This is a genomic window from Bosea sp. (in: a-proteobacteria), from assembly GCF_023953965.1.
GTDB lineage: Bacteria > Pseudomonadota > Alphaproteobacteria > Rhizobiales > Beijerinckiaceae > Allobosea.
In genome coordinates, this window is record NZ_JAMLIX010000001.1 from 425956 (window position 1) to 442951 (window position 16996).

Genomic DNA, 16996 nt, shown 5'->3' on the forward strand with positions numbered 1-16996 from the left:
GAACCCGTCATCGACAAGGATAACGAACATCATGACCGCCACATATGACGAGCTTTCCCTGTTCATCGCCGGAGAATGGATCGGCGCGAAAGGGCGCGACACGAAATCGGTGATCAACCCGGCGACCGGCGAAGTCCTGGGCGAACTGCCGCTTGCGACCGCCGCCGACCTCGACCGGGCGCTGGAGGCCGCGCAGGCCGGCTTCGAGGTCTGGCGCCGGACTTCGCCCTACGAGCGCAGCCGGATCCTGCGCAAGGCCGCAGACCTGATCCGGGAGCGGGCCGACCACATCGCGACCCAGCTGACGCTTGAAGAAGGCAAGACGCTGGCGGAAGCCCGGGTCGAGACCATCGCCGCCGCGGACACCTTCGAATGGTACGCCGAGGAAGGCCGCCGGGCCTACGGGCGCATCGTACCGACGCGCCTTGCGGGCCAGCGCCATCTCGTCCTGCGCGAGCCCGTCGGTGTCGTGGCCGCCTTCACGCCCTGGAACTTTCCGTCCCTCACCCCCGCGCGGAAGATCGCCGGCGCGCTCGGAGCAGGCTGCGCCTGCATCCTCAAGGCTGCGGAGGAGACCCCCTCGACCGCCATAGCCCTCGTCCGGGCGCTGGCCGATGCGGGCCTGCCGAAGGGTATCCTCGGACTGGTATTCGGCGACCCAGCCGAAGTGTCGACCCATCTGATCGGTTCGCCGATCGTGCGCAAGATCTCCTTCACCGGTTCGACCGCGGTCGGCAAGCAGCTTACCAAGCTCGCGGCCGAGGGCATGAAGCGCACGACGATGGAACTCGGCGGCCATGCTCCGGTCATCGTCCTCGACGATGCCGATGCGATCAAGGCAGCCACCGCCAGCGTCACCTTCAAGTACCGCAATGCCGGCCAGGTCTGCATCGCGCCGACCCGCTTCTACGTGCATGAATCGCTGCATGAGCGCTTCGTCGATACCTTCACCGGGCTGGCGGAGGGCCTGCGGGTCGGCAACGGCCTGGACGACGGGATCCAGATGGGCCCCCTCGCCAACAAGCGGCGAATCGAGGCGATGGATACGCTCATCGCGGATGCCCGCCAGCACGGCGCGACCCTGCGCACGGGTGGCGAGCGGATCGGCAATGCCGGCCACTTCTACAAGCCGACCGTGCTCGCCGACGTGCCCATCAGCGCTCGCATCATGAACGAGGAGCCGTTCGGGCCGGTCGCGATCATCAATCGCTTCGGCAATTTCGATGACATGATCAAGGAGGCCAACCGTCTCCCCTATGGTCTGGCCTCCTACGCCTTCACCGAGGCGCAGCGCAACGTCAGCGCGCTTGCCGAATCGGTCGAGGCCGGCATGCTCGGCATCAACAACTTCTTCGTCTCCGTTCCCGAGTCCCCGTTCGGTGGCGTCAAGGAAAGCGGCCACGGCTCGGAAGGCGGCATCGAAGGGCTCGACGCCTATCTCTCGACCAAGCTCGTCAGCCAGATGTGAGCGAAGATGACTCGTTTGTCCGCAGGAAGAACCCGATGAATACTCCCTATACAGTCAGCGACCTTGTCGCGGAGTTCCTCGACCTCTGCCAAGTCTCGACTGTCTTCGGCATCGTCTCCGTGCACAACATCCCGATGCTGGACGCCATCTCGCGCCGGAATCGGGTGAGGTTCGTCATGACCCGCGGAGAACTCGGCGCGGGGCATATGGCCGACGGCTACGGACGGGCGACGGGCAAGCTCGGCGTCCTCTTCACCAGCACGGGGCCGGGCGCGGCGAATGCCGTCACGGGCCTGCTCGAGGCGCGCTTCGCCGGCACCCCTCTCCTCCATATCACCGGCCAGACCGCAACGCGGTTCGTCGACCGCGGCGCGGGGACGGTCCACGACGTCGCCGACCAGCTCGGCATGCTGCGCAGCGTCGGCAAATCGGCCTACCGGATCCGGACGCCAGAAGAAGCGCTAGGCGTGCTGACGCGCGCCGTCGCGGATGCGCTCGAGGCGCCCACCGGCCCGGTGAGCGTAGAGATTCCGATCGACGTCCAGCGCGCGCCGCTCCAGCGCCCTGAAACGCTGGACACCTTTACCCCACCCCTATCGCCGCCCCGGCCGCCGGCGCAGGCCGAACTGGACGCCGTGGTCGCACGCATCCTGCGTGCGAAGCGGCCGATGCTCTGGCTCGGGCGCGGCGCCGCGCAGGCCGGCCCGGCCGCGCGCCGCCTGCTCGATCTCGGCTTCGGCATGGTCACGAGCTGGGCCGGGCGCGGCGTCGTCCCGGAGGATCACCCGATGTGCCTCGGGTCGCTGAACGGCAATGGCCTGCCTATGGTCGAAAGCTTCTACGAAACCGTCGATCTGATGATCGTGGCCGGGTCGCGCCTGCGCGGCCATGAAACCGGCGACGGCGCGCTGGCGCTGCCCCGGACGCGCATCCAGATCGACGTCGATCCGCTCGCCAACGGCCGGACCTATGCGGCCGACACCTTCGTGTGCGCGGATGCGGCGTTGACACTCACCGCGATTGCCGACCGCATCGAGGGAAAGCTCGCGCTCGATCCCGGCTTCGGCGCCGAATTCCGGGCGCTCAAGCAGGAGACCCGCGCAGCCTTCAAGGCCACGCTCGGCCCCTATGGCGATTTCGCCCAGACCCTGCGCGACGTCATGCCGAAGGATGCGATCTGGGCGCGCGACATCACCATCAACAACAGCACCTGGGGCAACAAGCTGCTGTCGCTGTTCGAGACCAGGGCGAACATCTACCCGATCGGAGCGGGCATCGGACAGGGCCTGTCGCTGGGCATCGGCGCGGCCCTCTGCCCCGACAAGCGCAAGGTCGTGATCATGACCGGAGACGGCGGCTTCTTCCTCAACATGACCGAGCTCTGGACGGCCGTGCAGGAAGACCTCGACGTGACGATTCTGGTGATGAACGATCGCGGTTACGGCGTCATCCGTCACATCCAGGATGCGGCAGCCGGTGGCCGCCGCCGTTTCGACAACCTGCTCGGGCCGGATCTCGAGAAGGTCGCGGCCCTTGCAGGCATTCCATTCTGGCGCGTGTCCTCGAAGGAGGAGTTCGGGCCGGCCGCCGCGGCCGCGATCGCCACCAAGGGCCCGACACTGGTGGAGGTCGACATGACCGCCATCGGCGATCATCCACCCTACTACCCCTACGGCCCGAAGGCGCAGCCGATCGCCCGGGCGTAACGGCCTCCGGCACGGCCGGCTCGCATCCGCGCCGGCCGAAACGCCCCGATCGGCAGCGCTCGACGACCAGACAAGAAATGAGATTCCGAATGGAAGCTTCCTTTTCCCCCGAACAGGCCCAGATCCGCGAACTCGTGCAGCGGATCTGCGTCCCGTTCGACGACAGCTACTGGCAGAAGCAGGACGCGACCGCGAGCTTCCCAGAAGCATTCTATCGCGCCATCGCCGACGCCGGACTGCTCGGCATCGCCATGCCGGAAGAGCATGGCGGGTCGGGCCTCGGCATCTCCGAAGCGGCGGTGATGATGCGCACCATTGCCGAGAGCGGCGCGGCGATGTCGGGTGCATCCTCGGTGCATATGAACATCTTCGGCCTCCAGCCGGTCGTGGTCTATGGGACGCCGGAGCAGAAGGCGCGCATGCTGCCGCCGCTGATCCGTGGCGAGCAGAAGGCCTGCTTCGCGGTGACCGAGCCCGATGCCGGGCTTAACACCACCCAGATCAAGACCAGGGCGGAACGCCGTGGCGACCACTACGTCATCACAGGCCAGAAGATCTGGATCTCGACGGCGCAGGTGGCCGACAAGTTCCTGCTGCTCGCCCGCACCACGCCGCTGGATCAGGTCAAGCGCAAGACCGATGGGCTCAGCCTGTTCTACACCGACCTAGACCGCAGCAAGGTCGAGGTCCGGCTGATTCACAAACTCGGTCGCCACGCGGTCGATTCGAACATGCTGTTCATCGACGGCCTGGAGGTACCGGCGGCGGACCTCATCGGCGTCGAGGGTCAGGGCTTCAAGCAGATCCTGCACGGGCTCAACCCGGAGCGCATCCTGATCGCGTCGGAAGCGATCGGTATCGGCTACGCTGCGCTGTCGCGGGCCGTCCAATATGCCAAGGACCGCGTGGTCTTCGACCGGCCCATCGGCCAGAACCAGAGCATCCAGCACCCGCTGGCCCGTTGCTGGATGAATCTCGAGGCCGCGCAGCTCATGGTCACCAAAGCCGCGCGCCTCTACGATTCCGGGCAGGATTGCGGGGCAGAGGCCAATGCCGCGAAATTTCTCGCCGCGGAAGCGGCTTTCTCGGCCTGCGAAACCGCGGTGATGACCCATGGCGGCATGGGCTATTCGTCCGAATACCACGTCGAACGCTACCTGCGGGAAGCACTCATTCCGCGCCTCGCGCCGGTCAGCCCCCAGATGATTCTCAACTTCATCGGCGAGAAGGTCCTCGGCCTTCCCAAATCCTACTGATCGACAAGCGCTTGAAGGAGACCCCGATGGGCGAAACGAAATCGGGCGGGGCTCTCGCCGGCCTGCGCGTCGTAGATCTCACGCGCGTGCTGGGCGGCCCGTATTGCACGCAGATCCTCGGCGATCATGGCGCGGAGATCCTGAAGATCGAGCCGCCCGGCGGCGACGAGACGCGGGCCTGGGGCCCTCCCTTCAAGGATGGCTTCTCCGCCTACTTCCTCGGCGTGAACCGCAACAAGCGCAGCATCGTGCTCGACTTTGCCCAGGAAGCCGGGCGCGAGGCGCTGCTACATCTCTTGGCCGATAGCGACGTGCTGGTGGAGAACTTCAAGCCCGGCACGCTGGAGCGCTGGGGGCTGGGCTTCAAGGAGGTGCTTTCGCAGCGCTTTCCCCGCCTGGTCCATTGCTGCGTCTCGGGCTTCGGCGCCGACGGCCCGCTCGGTGGCCTGCCGGGGTACGATGCCGCCGTTCAGGCCGCCTGCGGGCTGATGAGTGTCAACGGCGAACCCGATGGTGGGCCGCTGCGCATCGGCGTCCCGATCGTCGACCTTGTGACCGGACTCAACGCCGCGCTCGGCATCATGCTGGCGCTGCAGGAGCGCACCCGCAGCGGCAAAGGCCAGTCTGTCGACGTGTCGCTCTATGATTGTGGCATCTCGGTACTGCATCCGCAGATCCCGAACCACCTCCTGTCCGGGAAGGTGCCGGGCCGGACCGGCAATGCCCACCCCAACATCTCTCCCTATGATTCCTATGCGACGAAGACCGCGCCACTCTTTCTCGCGGTCGGGAATGACGGGCAGTTCGCCAAGCTCACGAGCCTGCTCCGATGCCCCCATCTCGCGAAGGACGAGCGTTTCGCAAGCAATTCCGGGCGCGTGCTCAACCGCGACGCGCTGAAGCGCGAACTGGAGGAGCGCCTGACCCAGCATGACTGCGAGGAGCTTGCCGAAAGACTGGTGCGCAACGGCGTACCCTGCGGCGCGGTGCGAAGTGTCGAGGAGATGATCAGGCATCCCCATACCCGACATCGCGGCATGATCGTCGAAAAGGATGGCTACAGCGGCACCGGCGCTCCGATCAAGCTGAGCCGGACGCCTGCGACCTATCGTCGGCTTCCGCCGGCCCTCGGCGAGCACAACACCGAGTTCGACCTCGCACCGCAAACCCGTTCAACCGGGTAGGCAGACAGGAAGGCGGGTGGCGGTTTTGTCGGATCGCTGTGAGGAGCGGACCCCCGCGGATGCGAGCGCCGCGAGGAGCAGTTCCGTGAGCTGGGGCATCTTTGCCGCGCTTGCGGCAGGCGCGATCTGGTCACTGAATTTCATCGCGCCGCGGTTGGTCGAACCCTACTCGCCGGTCGACCTCGCGCTTGTCCGCTTCATCGTCGCGGCGATCACAGGCTTCACCGTCCTTTTCTATCGGCACAATGCACTCGCAGGCATCTCGGCCGGCGATATCGTCATGAGCTTCCTGCTCGGAGCCTTTGGCTATGTTGGCTATTTTTTCGCGGTCGCGATCGCCATCCGGAGCGCGGGGGGCTTGCTGCCGCCGCTGATCATCTCGCTGGTTCCGATCGTGCTCGGCATCATCGGGTTTCGCTACTTTAATCCCCGCACCCGGGTGCGGATCGTTTTTCCGATGTTGCTGGTCGCGGCCGGACTATTGCTGGTCAATGCCCGCGCTGTGGTGCTCTCGGATACGTCCGCACTGCCGCCTGGCTTCGTGCTTGGCCTCGCCGCCTCGTTCGCAGCGCTGGGGATCTGGATCGCGTTCGCCCTGCTGAACGAGCGCGTGCTCGCAGTCCGAAAGAGCATCGATGCGCTGACCTGGGCTGCGCTGATCTCGGTCGGGAGCGGAGCCACGATGCTGGCGTTTCTGCCGGCGGCGCCCATCGTCGGGATGCTGGAGCTGGCCAATCTTGGCCTCTTCCGCGCCGAGGCCCTACCGCTGATCGCCTGGGGCGTCGCGACCGGCGTCCTCTGCTCACTCGTCGCGACCTGGGCCTGGTCCTACGCGTCGCAGCGGGTTCCGGCCGCGCTCGCGGCCCAATTGATGATGACCGAGGTTCTGTTCGCCATCATCCTGGGCAGCATCATCGACGGGGAAATGCCCGCCATGTGCTCGCTCGCGGGCGCGGCGCTGCTGCTGGTTGGGGTCGCCGCCACTGTGCACGCCATATACGACGATGCATCTTTCATCAGGATGCCGCACCCAAGATCATGATACCTCATCCGCTGCGCGAGGGCGCCATCGGCTGACACTCGCTTGTCGCAAAGAAGCGGACTTTCGCTCTCAGTTGCCAAATCCCCATCCAGCAATCATGTCGTGGCGCCACGCTTGCTGCCCGAAGCGGCACGCGCTATTCCCATGCAGATACAACGCTGGTGATCGCGGCGTTGCGTCGATATCTGCGGGATTTGCCATGAAACGTCGCTTCGCAGCTTTCCTTCTCGGCCTTTTGCTGACGCCGCTGATGGCCGCGGCTGGACACGCCGAACGCCAGGTCACCGACCAGCTCGGGCGGCAGGTGACGCTGCCGGACAGCGTCTCGCGGGCCGTCGTGCTCCAGCACCAGACGCTCAATCTCGCCGTCCAGATGAACGCGACCGGCAAGGTCGTCGGCATCCTCGACCAGTGGAAGCAGCAGCTCGGCGCCAATTACGCACGGCTCGCCCCCGAACTGGCGAAGCTCGCGATGCCGGGCGGCCTGACCAAGGTCAATATCGAGGCGCTGCTGCAACTGAAGCCCGATGTCGTCTTCGTCACCAACTACGCCCCGGCCGAGATGATCGGCCAGATCGAGAAGGCCGGCGTTCCGGTGATCGCGATCTCGCTCCTGACCGCGCCGGCCGGCGAAGCGGCCAAGGTCAGCCCGGTCGTCGCCGACGAGGAGGCCGCCTATGAGAGCGGTTTCGCCGAGGGCGTGAGGCTGATCGGCACGGTGCTCGATCGCAAGGACGAGGCCGAGGCCCTGATCGCCACCGCCAGCGCCAAGCGCAGGCTCGTCGCCGAACGCCTGGCCGCGGTGACACCGGCCGAGCGGGTGAGCGCCTATATGGCCAATCCCGACCTCGCCACCTATGGCTCGGGCAAATATACAGGCATCATGATGAAGCGCGCCGGGGCGGCCAACGTCGCCGCCGAGCTGCAGGGCTTCAAGCAGGTGACGATGGAGCAGGTCCTGAAATGGAACCCCGCCGTCATCTTCGTGCAGGAGCGCTATCCGGCCGTAGTCGAGGAGATCAAGACCGCGCCGGCCTGGCAGCCGATCCGGGCCGTCAAGGCCGGCCACATCTACCTGATGCCGGAATACGCCAAGGCCTGGGGCTATCCGATGCCGGAGGCGATGGCGCTGGGCGAGCTCTGGATGGCCAAGAAGCTCTACCCCGAGCGTTTCGCGGATATCGACATGCAGGCGGAAGCCGATGCCTATTACAAGCGCTTCTACCGCACCGGCTACGATTCCTTCCATTGACGGCGAGCGCCGATCGCTCCGGGATGCGCCTGACGGCTCGTGCCGGCCCCGGCCTCGCGCTGGGGCTGCTGGCGGCGGCGCTCATCATCGCCGTGCTGGTCTCGCTCGGCATCGGCCGCTACGGCATCTCGCCCGTCCGCGTCGGACAGATCCTGCTTGCGGCGGGCGAGCCTGACGCGATCGAGCGCCATGTCGTCCTGGTGGTCAGGCTGCCGCGCGTCCTGACCGCCCTGTTCGCCGGCGCCGGACTCGCTCTCTGCGGAGCGGCGCTGCAAGGCGTGTTCCGAAACCCGCTCGTCGGTCCGCACATCATCGGGGTCTCGACCGGAGCGGCCTTCGGCGGCACGCTCGCGATCCTGCTGAGCGAGTCGCGCGGCCTCCTGCTGATGCTGGCCTTTGTCTTCGGCATGCTGGCGCTGCTGATGGTCTACGCGCTGAGCGCGGTCGTGGCCCGGCGCAACATGCTGGTCCTGGTGCTCGCCGGCGTCGTGGTCAGCGGCTTCTTCGGGGCGCTGGTGAGCCTGGCGCAATATCTCGCCGATGCCGAGGAGAAGCTGCCGCGCATCGTGTTCTGGCTGCTCGGCTCCTTCGCCACGGCCGACTACGCCAGGCTCGCGCTGATGCTGGGGCCGCTCGTACCGGGTGCCGCGCTCATCCTGCTGCTGCGCTGGCGCATCAACATCCTCTCGCTGGGCGATGAGGAGGCGCAGGCACTCGGCGTGCGGGCCGGGCCGACGCGCTGGCTGGTGCTCGCGCTGATCGGCCTGATCGTCTCGGCGCAGGTCGCGGTCAGCGGCGTGATCGGCTGGATCGGGCTCGTCGTGCCGCATCTGGCGCGGATGCTGGTCGGCCCCGACCACCGCGCCCTGCTGCCGGGCGCCATGCTGGCCGGCGGCCTCTTCATGGTGCTGGTCGACGATGTCGCGCGCACGCTGAGCCAGAGCGAGATCCCGCTCGGCATCCTGACGGCGCTGATCGGCGCGCCGATCTTCGCGCTTGTCTTCCTGCGCACCGGCGGTGAGGGGCGCGGCCATGGCTGAGCATCGCATTCGGACGATCAAGGCCGGCCATTCCTATGACGGCCAGCGCTGGCAGTTTCGCGACCTCGACCTGACCGTCTCGTCGGGAGAGATCGTCGCGGTGCTCGGCCCCAACGGGCGCGGCAAGTCGACGCTGCTGAGGGCGGTGGCGGGCCTGATCCGGCCGAGCACCGGCAGCGTCGAGGCGCGAGGCGATGTCGGCTTCGTGCCGCAGGCGTTCCTGCCGGCCTTCTCCTACAGCGCCTTCGACATCGTGCTGATGGGCCGCACGCGACACATCCCGCTGCTGCGCACGCCAGGCCGGCGCGACCGCGAGATCGCCTCTGCCTGCCTCGCCGAGCTCGACATCGGCCGATTGGCCGAGCGCTCGTTCACATCGCTCTCGGGCGGCGAGCGCCAGCTCGTCCTGATCGCCCAGGCGCTTGCCGGCGAGACGCCGGTCCTGCTGCTCGACGAGCCGGCGGCGGCGCTCGATCTGCATCATCAGGACGAGGTGATCGCCCTGATCCGCAAGATCGCCGACGAGCGGCAGCTCGCGGTGCTGTTCACCACGCACCATCCCGACCATGCGCTCGCGATCGCCGACAGGGTGCTGCTGATGCGTGACGACGAGCGGCATCTGATCGGCCCCACCGCCGAGACCATGACGGAGGCCCATCTCGCCGATCTCTACAAGGTGCCGGTGCGCCTGCTGCGCTTCACCGCCGAGGGCCGGGAGCTGACCGCCTTCGCCCCGGTCTTCCGCAGCCAGGTCGCGCGCGGTGCCGAAACCGCGCCGGGAGGCCGCCGTGCCGAATGAGCCTGTCACGCTCCATGCGGCCGGCAGCCTGCGCCGCGCCTTCGGCGAGTTGCTGCCCCTGTTCGAGCAGGCCCATGCGGTGCGGGTCGAGGCGCTGTTCGGTCCGGCCGGCCTGCTGCGCCGGCGCATCGAGGCCGGGGAAGGCGCGCAGGTCTTCGCCTCGGCGAATATGGAGCATCCCCGCCGCCTGTTCGAAGCCGGGCGGTACGGCGAGCCGGTCTGCTTTGCCCGCAACGAGATCTGCGCGCTCGTTCGCCGCGATCTCGCGATCGGCCCGGCCGGGCTGGTCGACGCCATGCTCGATCCGGAGCTGGTGCTGGCGACGTCGACGCCGGGCGCCGACCCTTCGGGGGACTATGCCGAGCTGGTCTTCGCGCGGATCGACCATCTGCGGCCCGGCGCCGGAGCCGCGCTCGCGGCCAGGGCAAGGCGGCTCCTCGGCGGCGGCTTCACCTCCGAAGTGCCGGTGGGGCAAGCGCCGAGCGCTTGGCTGATCGAGACGGGGCAGGCCGATATCGTCCTGGGCTATCGCTCCGGCACGCTGGGACTCGACGCTGCGGGCCCATGTGCGGTCGTGACGCTGCCCCGGGACTGCGCCGTCACCGCGAGCTACGGCCTGGCTGTGGCGCGCACCGCGACGCGAGCCGGCCATGATCTTGCAGCCTTGCTCCTAAGCGGCGAGGCTCGGGACGTGCTGCTCCGAAACGGCTTTATGGCACCCCATGACAAGAAAGGTGAGCGATGAGGCGGCTGCTTGTCCCGGTTTCGGCGGTGCTGCTGCTCTGGCTCGGCTGCGCGACCCATGCCTTCGCCCGCCCGGTCACGGATTCGGCCGGGCGCGTCGTCGAGGTGCCGGATAGGGTAGTGCGCGTCTTCGCGGCCGGGCCGCCGGCATCGACGCTCCTCTATGTCGTGGCGCCCGACAAGATGATCGGCTGGGTCAGGGCGCCGCGCACCGAGGAAAAGCCCTTCCTGCTGCCGGCGACGCGCCACCTGCCCGAGCTCGGCCGCCTGACAGGCCGCGGCAATACGCTGAGCCTGGAGCGGCTGCTGGCCGAGAAGCCCGATCTGATCATCGATTTCGGCACGCTCAACGACACCTACCGCTCGCTCGCCGATCGGGTGCAGGCCCAGACCGGCATTCCCTATCTCCTGATCGACGGCCGCTTCGCCAACACGCCGGCGGCGTTGCGGTTGCTCGGCCGGGTGCTCGGCGTGGAAGCACGCGGCGAGGCGCTGGCGCAGGAGGCCGAGCGCATCTTCGCGGCGGTCGACGCGACCCTGGCGAATATCCCCTCGGCCGAGCGACCGAAGGTCTATCTCGCGCGCGGCCCGGACGGGTTCGAAAGCGGCACGCGCGGCTCGATCAACACGGAGATGATCGAGCGCGTCGGCGCGATCAACCCGGTCGAGGGCCTGCGCGAAAGCGGCGGGCTGGTCCGGGTCGGCGCGGAGCGGCTGCTCGTCTTCGCTCCCGATGCGATCGTCACGCTCGATGCCGCGCTGCGCGACAGCCTGGCCACGCGCCCGCCCTGGTCGGAACTCGCCGCGGTGAAGGCCGGCCGAATCTTCGTCGCGCCGGCCTTGCCCTTCGGTTTCATCGATTCCCCGCCATCGGCAAACCGGCTGATCGGGTTGAGCTGGCTCATGCACAAGCTCTATCCCGGCAAGGTCGCGGGCGATCTTCGCGCCGAGGTCGCGGCCTTCTACCGGCTGTTCTATCAGGTCGAGATCGACGGTGCGGCGCTCGATCGGCTGCTCGGCGGCACGCCCTGACCCGCGCGATGCATCGCTCCGTCCTGCCGGCGCTCGTCCTGATCCTTGCCGGGGCCGTCGTCATCGCCTGCGGCGTCGGCCCCTATCCGCTTGCGCCCGGGAAGGTGCTGGCCCTGCTGGTGGGAGCGGAGACGGACCCGGCGGCCGCACGTGTCGTCTTCGACATCCGCCTGCCGCGCGTGCTGGCGGCCCTGCTCGTCGGCGCGGCGCTTTCCGCCGCCGGCAGCGCCTATCAGAGCCTGTTCCGCAATCCGCTCGTCTCGCCGGACATTCTCGGCGTCTCCAGTGGCGCCGGGCTCGGCGCAGTGCTCGGCATCCTGCTCGGCCTGCCCGTCCTCGCCGTACAATTGCTCGGCTTCGCCGGCGGCATCGCGACGGTGCTCCTCGTCGCCCTGCTGGCCCGCGCGCTCCGTGGCGGCGCCGATATGCTGGTTCTCGTGCTATCCGGCATCGTCGTGGGCGCGCTGGCCGGCGCGGCGATCGCGCTGGTCAAGGTCCTGGCCGATCCTTACGAGCAACTGCCCGCCATCACCTTCTGGCTGCTCGGCTCGCTTTCGGGAATCCAGCGCGGCGACGTCCTGGCGGCGGCGCCGGTCGTTCTGATCGGGCTTGCTCCGCTCGTCCTGCTGCGCTGGCGCATCGGCGTGCTCGGCCTCGGCGAGGAGGAGGCGAGGGCGCTCGGCATCGACACGGTCTGGCTGCGCGGCATCGTCATCACCGCCGCGACCTTGATCACTGCCGCGGCGGTCGCGATCTCCGGTGTCGTCGGCTGGGTCGGGCTGATGGTGCCGCATATGGCCCGCATGATCGCCGGCCCGCGTTTCGACAGGCTCCTGCCCGTGGCGGTTCTCCTCGGAGGCAGCTTCATGGTCGCGGTCGACACGATCGCTCGCAGCGGAGCCCGGATCGAAATCCCGCTCGGCGTGCTGACGGCCCTGATCGGCGGACCGGTCTTCGTCTGGCTGCTGGTGCGAGGGCGGCCAGGCTGAGCACGCTACGCAGGTTCGTCCGCGCCACTAGAGCAATTCCGCAATTCCCCGAATCGCGGAATTGCTACAAGTCTTTGTTTTATCGCATTTTCCTCACGCGAACCGGGGTCCACTTCGCTCGAAAATGCTCTAGCTGACGCTGGAATGCTGCCTAAAACCGAGCCAGCTCTCTTCCAAGTTCGCCTAATACCAACGGCCCTCATGATTGACCGATTTTGGCCCATTTTCGGGTGGAGCGCGCCCCTTGAGGCGGACATGGTGACGGCCAGCAATTGACCGGGGAGCCGGGCTTTCGAAGGATGGAAGCCCATGTCCCGTCACCGTTCCCACACAGTTCGAGCGCGAAGTGAAACCCGGAAACCGCAAACTGCGTGGCTGGGGCGGGAGGATTCGAACCTCCGAATGGCGGTACCAAAAACCGCTGCCTTACCACTTGGCGACGCCCCAATATGTGGCGCCTTCTAGAACGCCGAGGAGACGCACGCAACCGCGAAGCCGCCTTGTCCGCTCCCGCCCGGAAGAATTCCTCCGCAACCTCTAAACAGCCTGTTGCGCCGGAGCCGCGCGCTGGCTATAAGCCGCCCACCAGCGGATCGGAGTGTGGCTCAGCCTGGTAGAGCACCTCGTTCGGGACGAGGGGGTCGCAGGTTCAAATCCTGCCACTCCGACCATTGGATCTCCTTGTCATCGGCATCCAGAATCCGTCGCGATCACGCGCGACACCGGCTGCGCGAAGGCGGTCTCCTGCGTCGTGAAGCCTGTTCCTCGTCTCCAACCTTTCGTCGGCACCCTATGCTGCATGCCGCAGGCTGAGATCTGTTGCCGGCGTGCCCGAAGCGCCGCTACAAGGCGGGAATGGATACGCGCTTCCTCGAAAGCTTCACGACCGTTGTCGAAAGCGGCTCGCTGGCGGAGGCCGCGCGGCGCCTGAACCTGACGCCGGCCGCATTGGCGCAGCGCATCCGGGCCCTCGAGCGGGAACTCGGCGTCCACCTCCTCGCCCGCACCGGCCGCACCGTCAAGCCGACCGAAGCCGGTGCCGCCATCCTGCCGCGTTCGCGCCTGTTCCTGCGCGAAGTCCGCGACCTCAGGGCGCTGGCGGCGGGCGAAGACATCGCCGGCGAACTGAGGCTCGGCGCCATCTCGTCGGCTCTCACCGGCATTCTGCCGGACGTGCTGCAGGGGCTCTCGACACGTTACGAGAATCTCGACCTCTACGTCGTGCCCGGCACGTCCAAGAACCTCTATGCCGATATCCTGGGCGGCGACATCGACGCCGCCGTGGTGGTCGAGCCGCCCTTTCCATTGCCCAAGACCTGCGGCTGGCAGATGTTCCGCGAGGAGCCGCTCGTGCTGATCACCCCGGCCGCGATGGAGCGGACCGAGGTCAAGGACATCCTGCGGCGCGAGCCTTTCATCCGCTACGACCGCAACCATTGGGGCGGGCGCTACAGCGACGCCTATCTGCGCAAGCTCCGCATCCGGCCGAAGGAGCGCTTCGAGCTCGACGCGCTCGACGCCATCGCCGTGCTGGTCGATCGCGGGCTCGGCGTCTCGCTGGTGCCGGACTGGTCGCCGCCCTGGCCGGAGGGGCTCGCCCTGAACAAACTGCGGCTGCCCGGCTCGGTTCTGGGCCGGCGCATCGGTTTGATCTGGCTCAGGAATTCGCCGCGCTCGCGGCTGATCCGGGCCTTCGTGGACGAGGTCCGCAGGACCGGCTGGGGTGACGGAACGCGATGACGATGCTGAAGGAAGCCAAGGCGGCGCAGGGGCTCGGGCCGGTCTGCGACTGTCACACGCATATCTACGGACCCTATGACCGCTTCCCGCTGCCGGCGGGCGACACCTCGCCGGAGCGGACGCTGGCCGATTATCGCGCGCTCTCGACCAGGCTCGGCATCGCCCGCACGGTCTTCGTCCAGCCGCTCGCCTATCGCACCGACCACGGCGCCATGCTGGCGGCGATGGCCGAGGCCGGCGCAGATCATGCGCGCGGCATCGCCATCGTCGCACCCGATACGCCGGAGCAGGAGCTGCGCGCGCTGGCGGCGGCCGGCGTCAAGGGCCTGCGCATCATGACGACCGAACCCGGCGCGCTTGGCCTCGCCGATGCGCCGGCGATCGCGCGGCGTGTCGCGCCGCTGGGCTGGCACCTGCAGATCCAGGGCGATGGCCGCGACATCGCCAACTGGCCGGCGGTGATCGCAAAGCTGCCGACCGCGGTGGTCATCGACCATCTCGGCCGCCTGCCGCTCGGCGGCGGCATCGACGGGCCCGCCTTCAGGGGGCTCATCGCCCTGCTCGGCACGGGCAAGGTCTGGCTCAAGCTCTCGGCGCTCTATTACGGCCTCGGCGACGGCAACGATTGGTCCGAAGTGGCGCTGCGCGTGCGCAGGCTCACCGAAGCGCGTGCCGACCGGCTGGTCTGGGGCCTGAACTGGCCGCATCCGCGCTTTGCCATCGGCAACAAGCCGGACGACGCGGCGCAGTTCGAGGAATTCCTCTCCTGGCTGCCGGACGAAGGCTTGCGCCGGCGCATCCTCGTCGAGAATCCGGCGCGGCTCTACGGCTTCGACTGACGCTCGCGCCGCAAGCGGGCGCGGGCCGCCTCGTCGACGTAATCGTGCGAGGAGCGCACGCCGCCCTGGAAGAACAGGGCGGGATCGGCGGGGTCGAGCGCCGAGGCTGAGCCCGCGACCCGGCCCGCGAAATCCTCGGCATTGTCGCGCGGGCTAAAGCCGACATAGCCGGCCTTGCGATTGTCCCACCAGGAGCGGTCGTTGTCGGAGACGCCGTAGAGGGCCGTCCAGCCGAGATGCGGCGTCGTCAGGCAGCGCAGCACGAGCTGGTCGAGATCGGCGTAGCTGAGCCAGGTTGCGAGCGAGCGCTCGTCGTTCGGCTCGGCCAGCGCCGAGCCGATGCGCAGGCAGGCGCTCTCGATGCCGTATTTGTCCCAGTAATAGCGCGAGAGCGCCTCGCCGAAGCATTTGCTGACGCCGTAGAGGCTGTCCGGCCGCAAGGGCGCGTCGAGATCGAGCGGCTCGCTGCGCGGATACATGCCGATCACGTGGTTGCTGCTGGCATAGACCACGCGCAGCACGCCCTGCCGGCGCGCCGCCTCGTAGAGATTGTAGGTGCCCGCGATGTTGACCTCCATCACGCTGCCCCAGTCGTTGCGGCTGAGCGAGCCGCCGAAATGGACGACCGCATCCATGCCGGCGACGAGCCGCTCGACGCCGTCCGGGTCGCGCAGGTCGCAGGGCACGATCTCCTCGTTCTCCTGCGCCGCCTCGACCGGGGCGACGTCGGAGAGGCGCAGCTCGGCGAAGTTTTGGCGCAGGAGGGGGCGCAGCCGGCGGCCGAGCGCGCCCGCGGCACCGGTGAGCAGGATGGAGCGGAACATGCCGGAGCCTCCTTGCGGCGGAAAAGCCCCGGATCGGGGCGCGCGCATCGGCAAACCTAGCGGAGGACACGTAGCACGGGACATCACTTTTTATGATGTTCAGAAGGTAGGCCAGCATAGGTTGACCGATCGATTTCCGGCTCAGCATACTCCCCCTCGACATGACAAGGAGGTGGGGACGACGAGCCCCGCCCAGGCTCTTCAGGGGAGGCTTTCGATGCGTTTCAAGACATGGTCCAAGCTGTTGATCTCGCTTGCGGTCGCCGGCCTCGCCTCGGCCGCGCTGGCGCAGGAGGCGCCGAAGCCGGGCGAGAGCCCGCGCGTCGACGCCATCCGCAAATCGGGCGTGCTGCGCGTCGGCATGCTGGCGAACCCGCCCTGGCTGTTCGAGAACACGACCGGCGGCGGCCAGCGCTGGGAAGGCCCGGCCTGGATGCTGGCCAACGAATATGCCCGGCTGCTCGGCGTCAAGATCCAGGAGGTCGCGGTCAGCAACGACACCAAGATCCCGGTGCTGCCGACCAACCAGGTCGATATCACGCTCGCTCCCGTCGCCGAGACGCCGGAGCGCCTCGCGGTGGTCGATTTCGTGCTCTACACGCGCCAGAGCCTGTGCATGTTCGGGCTTGCCGCGAACGAGCGCTTCGCCAACGCCAAGACGATCGACGACCTGAACGATCCGAGCATGACCATCGCCTATCTCGTCGGCGCCGCCCAGGAGGCCTGGGTCAAGGAGCGCTTCGCCAAGGCCAAGCTGCGCGGGCAGATCACCTCGAACGTCGTGCCGGTCGACGAGATCGTGGCGCGCCGGGCCGACGCCGCCCCGGTGAACACCTTCGCCTGGGTCGCGCTCAGCCGGAAGGTCAAGGGCCTTTCCGTCCTGCCCAAGGAGAACAACTGCCAGGACAGCACGGAGAAGTCGCAGCCCGTCGGCCTGGCGCTCAACAAGAACGAGGCGGTCTTCCGCGACTGGATGCGCAAGGTCGCCGACGGCATGTCCCAGAAGCTGAGGGCGGAAGAGCTGCGCGTCATCAACGAGAAGATGTGAGCGGCGGCCCGGGAGGCTTCCGGTAGCCGTCCG

The 16996-nt window shown here is 67.8% G+C and carries 15 protein-coding genes and 2 tRNA genes; 15 read left to right on the forward strand and 2 right to left on the reverse strand.

Annotated elements, in window-relative coordinates; genetic code table 11:
- Positions 1-31: 31 nt before the first annotated feature.
- The 11 genes from M9917_RS01900 to M9917_RS01950 all read left to right on the forward strand — a co-directional run bounded on the left by M9917_RS01900 (position 32) and on the right by M9917_RS01950 (position 12512).
- Positions 32-1468, forward strand: coding sequence for an NAD-dependent succinate-semialdehyde dehydrogenase (locus M9917_RS01900; RefSeq protein WP_297250611.1), 1437 nt, complete (start codon positions 32-34; stop codon positions 1466-1468).
- Positions 1469-1503: 35 nt separating this feature from the next.
- Positions 1504-3174 carry a thiamine pyrophosphate-binding protein gene (locus tag M9917_RS01905; RefSeq protein WP_297250612.1) on the forward strand — a complete coding sequence of 557 codons (1671 nt, stop codon included), beginning with the start codon at positions 1504-1506 and terminating at the stop codon, positions 3172-3174.
- An 89-nt stretch (positions 3175-3263) separates the two neighbouring features.
- Positions 3264-4430, forward strand: coding sequence for an acyl-CoA dehydrogenase family protein (locus M9917_RS01910; RefSeq protein WP_297250613.1), 1167 nt, complete (start codon positions 3264-3266; stop codon positions 4428-4430).
- 26 nt (positions 4431-4456) lie between these two features.
- Positions 4457-5614, forward strand: a complete 1158-nt coding sequence (locus tag M9917_RS01915; RefSeq protein ID WP_297250614.1) for a CaiB/BaiF CoA transferase family protein — start codon at positions 4457-4459, stop codon at positions 5612-5614.
- Positions 5615-5699: 85 nt separating this feature from the next.
- Positions 5700-6656, forward strand: a complete 957-nt coding sequence (locus M9917_RS01920; RefSeq protein ID WP_297250615.1) for a DMT family transporter — start codon at positions 5700-5702, stop codon at positions 6654-6656.
- Between the two features lie 199 nt (positions 6657-6855).
- Entirely contained in the window at positions 6856-7908 is a 1053-nt protein-coding gene (locus M9917_RS01925; RefSeq protein WP_297250616.1) for an ABC transporter substrate-binding protein, read from the forward strand.
- A gap of 23 nt (positions 7909-7931) precedes the next feature.
- On the forward strand, positions 7932-8948 hold the full coding sequence (locus M9917_RS01930) for a FecCD family ABC transporter permease (protein WP_297250617.1): 1017 nt from the start codon (positions 7932-7934) through the stop codon (positions 8946-8948).
- Positions 8941-9747, forward strand: coding sequence for an ABC transporter ATP-binding protein (locus M9917_RS01935; protein ID WP_297250618.1), 807 nt, complete (start codon positions 8941-8943; stop codon positions 9745-9747). Before M9917_RS01930 ends, M9917_RS01935 begins: the two co-directional genes overlap by 8 nt.
- The gene (locus M9917_RS01940) at positions 9737-10492 is read left to right on the forward strand and encodes a substrate-binding domain-containing protein (protein WP_297250619.1); all 756 of its coding nucleotides are present in this window, start codon (positions 9737-9739) and stop codon (positions 10490-10492) included. The genes M9917_RS01935 and M9917_RS01940 overlap by 11 nt, the downstream gene beginning before the upstream one ends.
- Positions 10489-11523: an iron ABC transporter substrate-binding protein gene (locus tag M9917_RS01945; protein WP_297250620.1), complete on the forward strand. Its 1035-nt coding sequence runs from the start codon at positions 10489-10491 to the stop codon at positions 11521-11523. The genes M9917_RS01940 and M9917_RS01945 overlap by 4 nt, the downstream gene beginning before the upstream one ends.
- A gap of 8 nt (positions 11524-11531) precedes the next feature.
- Entirely contained in the window at positions 11532-12512 is a 981-nt protein-coding gene (locus M9917_RS01950) for a FecCD family ABC transporter permease (protein WP_297250621.1), read from the forward strand.
- A 372-nt stretch (positions 12513-12884) separates the two neighbouring features.
- On the opposite strand, the gene M9917_RS01955 is transcribed toward M9917_RS01950, so the two are convergent.
- A tRNA-Gln gene (locus tag M9917_RS01955) sits at positions 12885-12959 on the reverse strand.
- A 147-nt stretch (positions 12960-13106) separates the two neighbouring features.
- On the opposite strand from M9917_RS01955, the gene M9917_RS01960 reads away from it, so the two are divergent.
- The 3 genes from M9917_RS01960 to M9917_RS01970 all read left to right on the forward strand — a co-directional run bounded on the left by M9917_RS01960 (position 13107) and on the right by M9917_RS01970 (position 15091).
- Positions 13107-13183, forward strand: a tRNA-Pro gene (locus M9917_RS01960).
- A gap of 184 nt (positions 13184-13367) precedes the next feature.
- Complete coding sequence (locus M9917_RS01965; protein WP_297250622.1) at positions 13368-14252, forward strand: LysR family transcriptional regulator; 885 nt, start codon at positions 13368-13370, stop codon at positions 14250-14252.
- Between the two features lie 2 nt (positions 14253-14254).
- The gene (locus M9917_RS01970) at positions 14255-15091 is read left to right on the forward strand and encodes an amidohydrolase family protein (RefSeq protein ID WP_297250623.1); all 837 of its coding nucleotides are present in this window, start codon (positions 14255-14257) and stop codon (positions 15089-15091) included.
- Here the strand turns inward: M9917_RS01970 and M9917_RS01975 are convergent.
- A complete protein-coding gene (locus tag M9917_RS01975; protein ID WP_297250624.1) occupies positions 15076-15915 on the reverse strand; it encodes an NAD-dependent epimerase/dehydratase family protein in 840 nt (279 codons plus the stop codon). The genes M9917_RS01970 and M9917_RS01975 overlap by 16 nt on opposite strands.
- Before the next feature lie 217 nt (positions 15916-16132).
- On the opposite strand from M9917_RS01975, the gene M9917_RS01980 reads away from it, so the two are divergent.
- Positions 16133-16963 (forward strand): substrate-binding periplasmic protein, encoded by an 831-nt coding sequence (locus tag M9917_RS01980; RefSeq protein ID WP_297250625.1) that lies wholly within the window; start codon positions 16133-16135, stop codon positions 16961-16963.
- Positions 16964-16996 lie beyond the last annotated feature (33 nt).

Excerpts from the sequence above, each read along its gene's own strand:
- M9917_RS01975 (WP_297250624.1), bottom strand. The coding sequence starts at position 15,915 with ATGTTCCGCTCCATCCTGCTCACCGGTGCCGCGGGCGCGCTCGGCCGC.
- M9917_RS01970 (WP_297250623.1), top strand. The coding sequence starts at position 14,255 with ATGCTGAAGGAAGCCAAGGCGGCGCAGGGGCTCGGGCCGGTCTGCGAC.
- M9917_RS01905 (WP_297250612.1), top strand. The coding sequence starts at position 1,504 with ATGAATACTCCCTATACAGTCAGCGACCTTGTCGCGGAGTTCCTCGAC.
- M9917_RS01935 (WP_297250618.1), top strand. The coding sequence starts at position 8,941 with ATGGCTGAGCATCGCATTCGGACGATCAAGGCCGGCCATTCCTATGAC.
- M9917_RS01910 (WP_297250613.1), top strand. The coding sequence starts at position 3,264 with ATGGAAGCTTCCTTTTCCCCCGAACAGGCCCAGATCCGCGAACTCGTG.
- M9917_RS01950 (WP_297250621.1), top strand. The coding sequence starts at position 11,532 with ATGCATCGCTCCGTCCTGCCGGCGCTCGTCCTGATCCTTGCCGGGGCC.
- M9917_RS01945 (WP_297250620.1), top strand. The coding sequence starts at position 10,489 with ATGAGGCGGCTGCTTGTCCCGGTTTCGGCGGTGCTGCTGCTCTGGCTC.
- M9917_RS01965 (WP_297250622.1), top strand. The coding sequence starts at position 13,368 with ATGGATACGCGCTTCCTCGAAAGCTTCACGACCGTTGTCGAAAGCGGC.
- M9917_RS01930 (WP_297250617.1), top strand. The coding sequence starts at position 7,932 with ATGCGCCTGACGGCTCGTGCCGGCCCCGGCCTCGCGCTGGGGCTGCTG.
- M9917_RS01980 (WP_297250625.1), top strand. The coding sequence starts at position 16,133 with ATGCGTTTCAAGACATGGTCCAAGCTGTTGATCTCGCTTGCGGTCGCC.
- M9917_RS01915 (WP_297250614.1), top strand. The coding sequence starts at position 4,457 with ATGGGCGAAACGAAATCGGGCGGGGCTCTCGCCGGCCTGCGCGTCGTA.
- M9917_RS01925 (WP_297250616.1), top strand. The coding sequence starts at position 6,856 with ATGAAACGTCGCTTCGCAGCTTTCCTTCTCGGCCTTTTGCTGACGCCG.
- M9917_RS01900 (WP_297250611.1), top strand. The coding sequence starts at position 32 with ATGACCGCCACATATGACGAGCTTTCCCTGTTCATCGCCGGAGAATGG.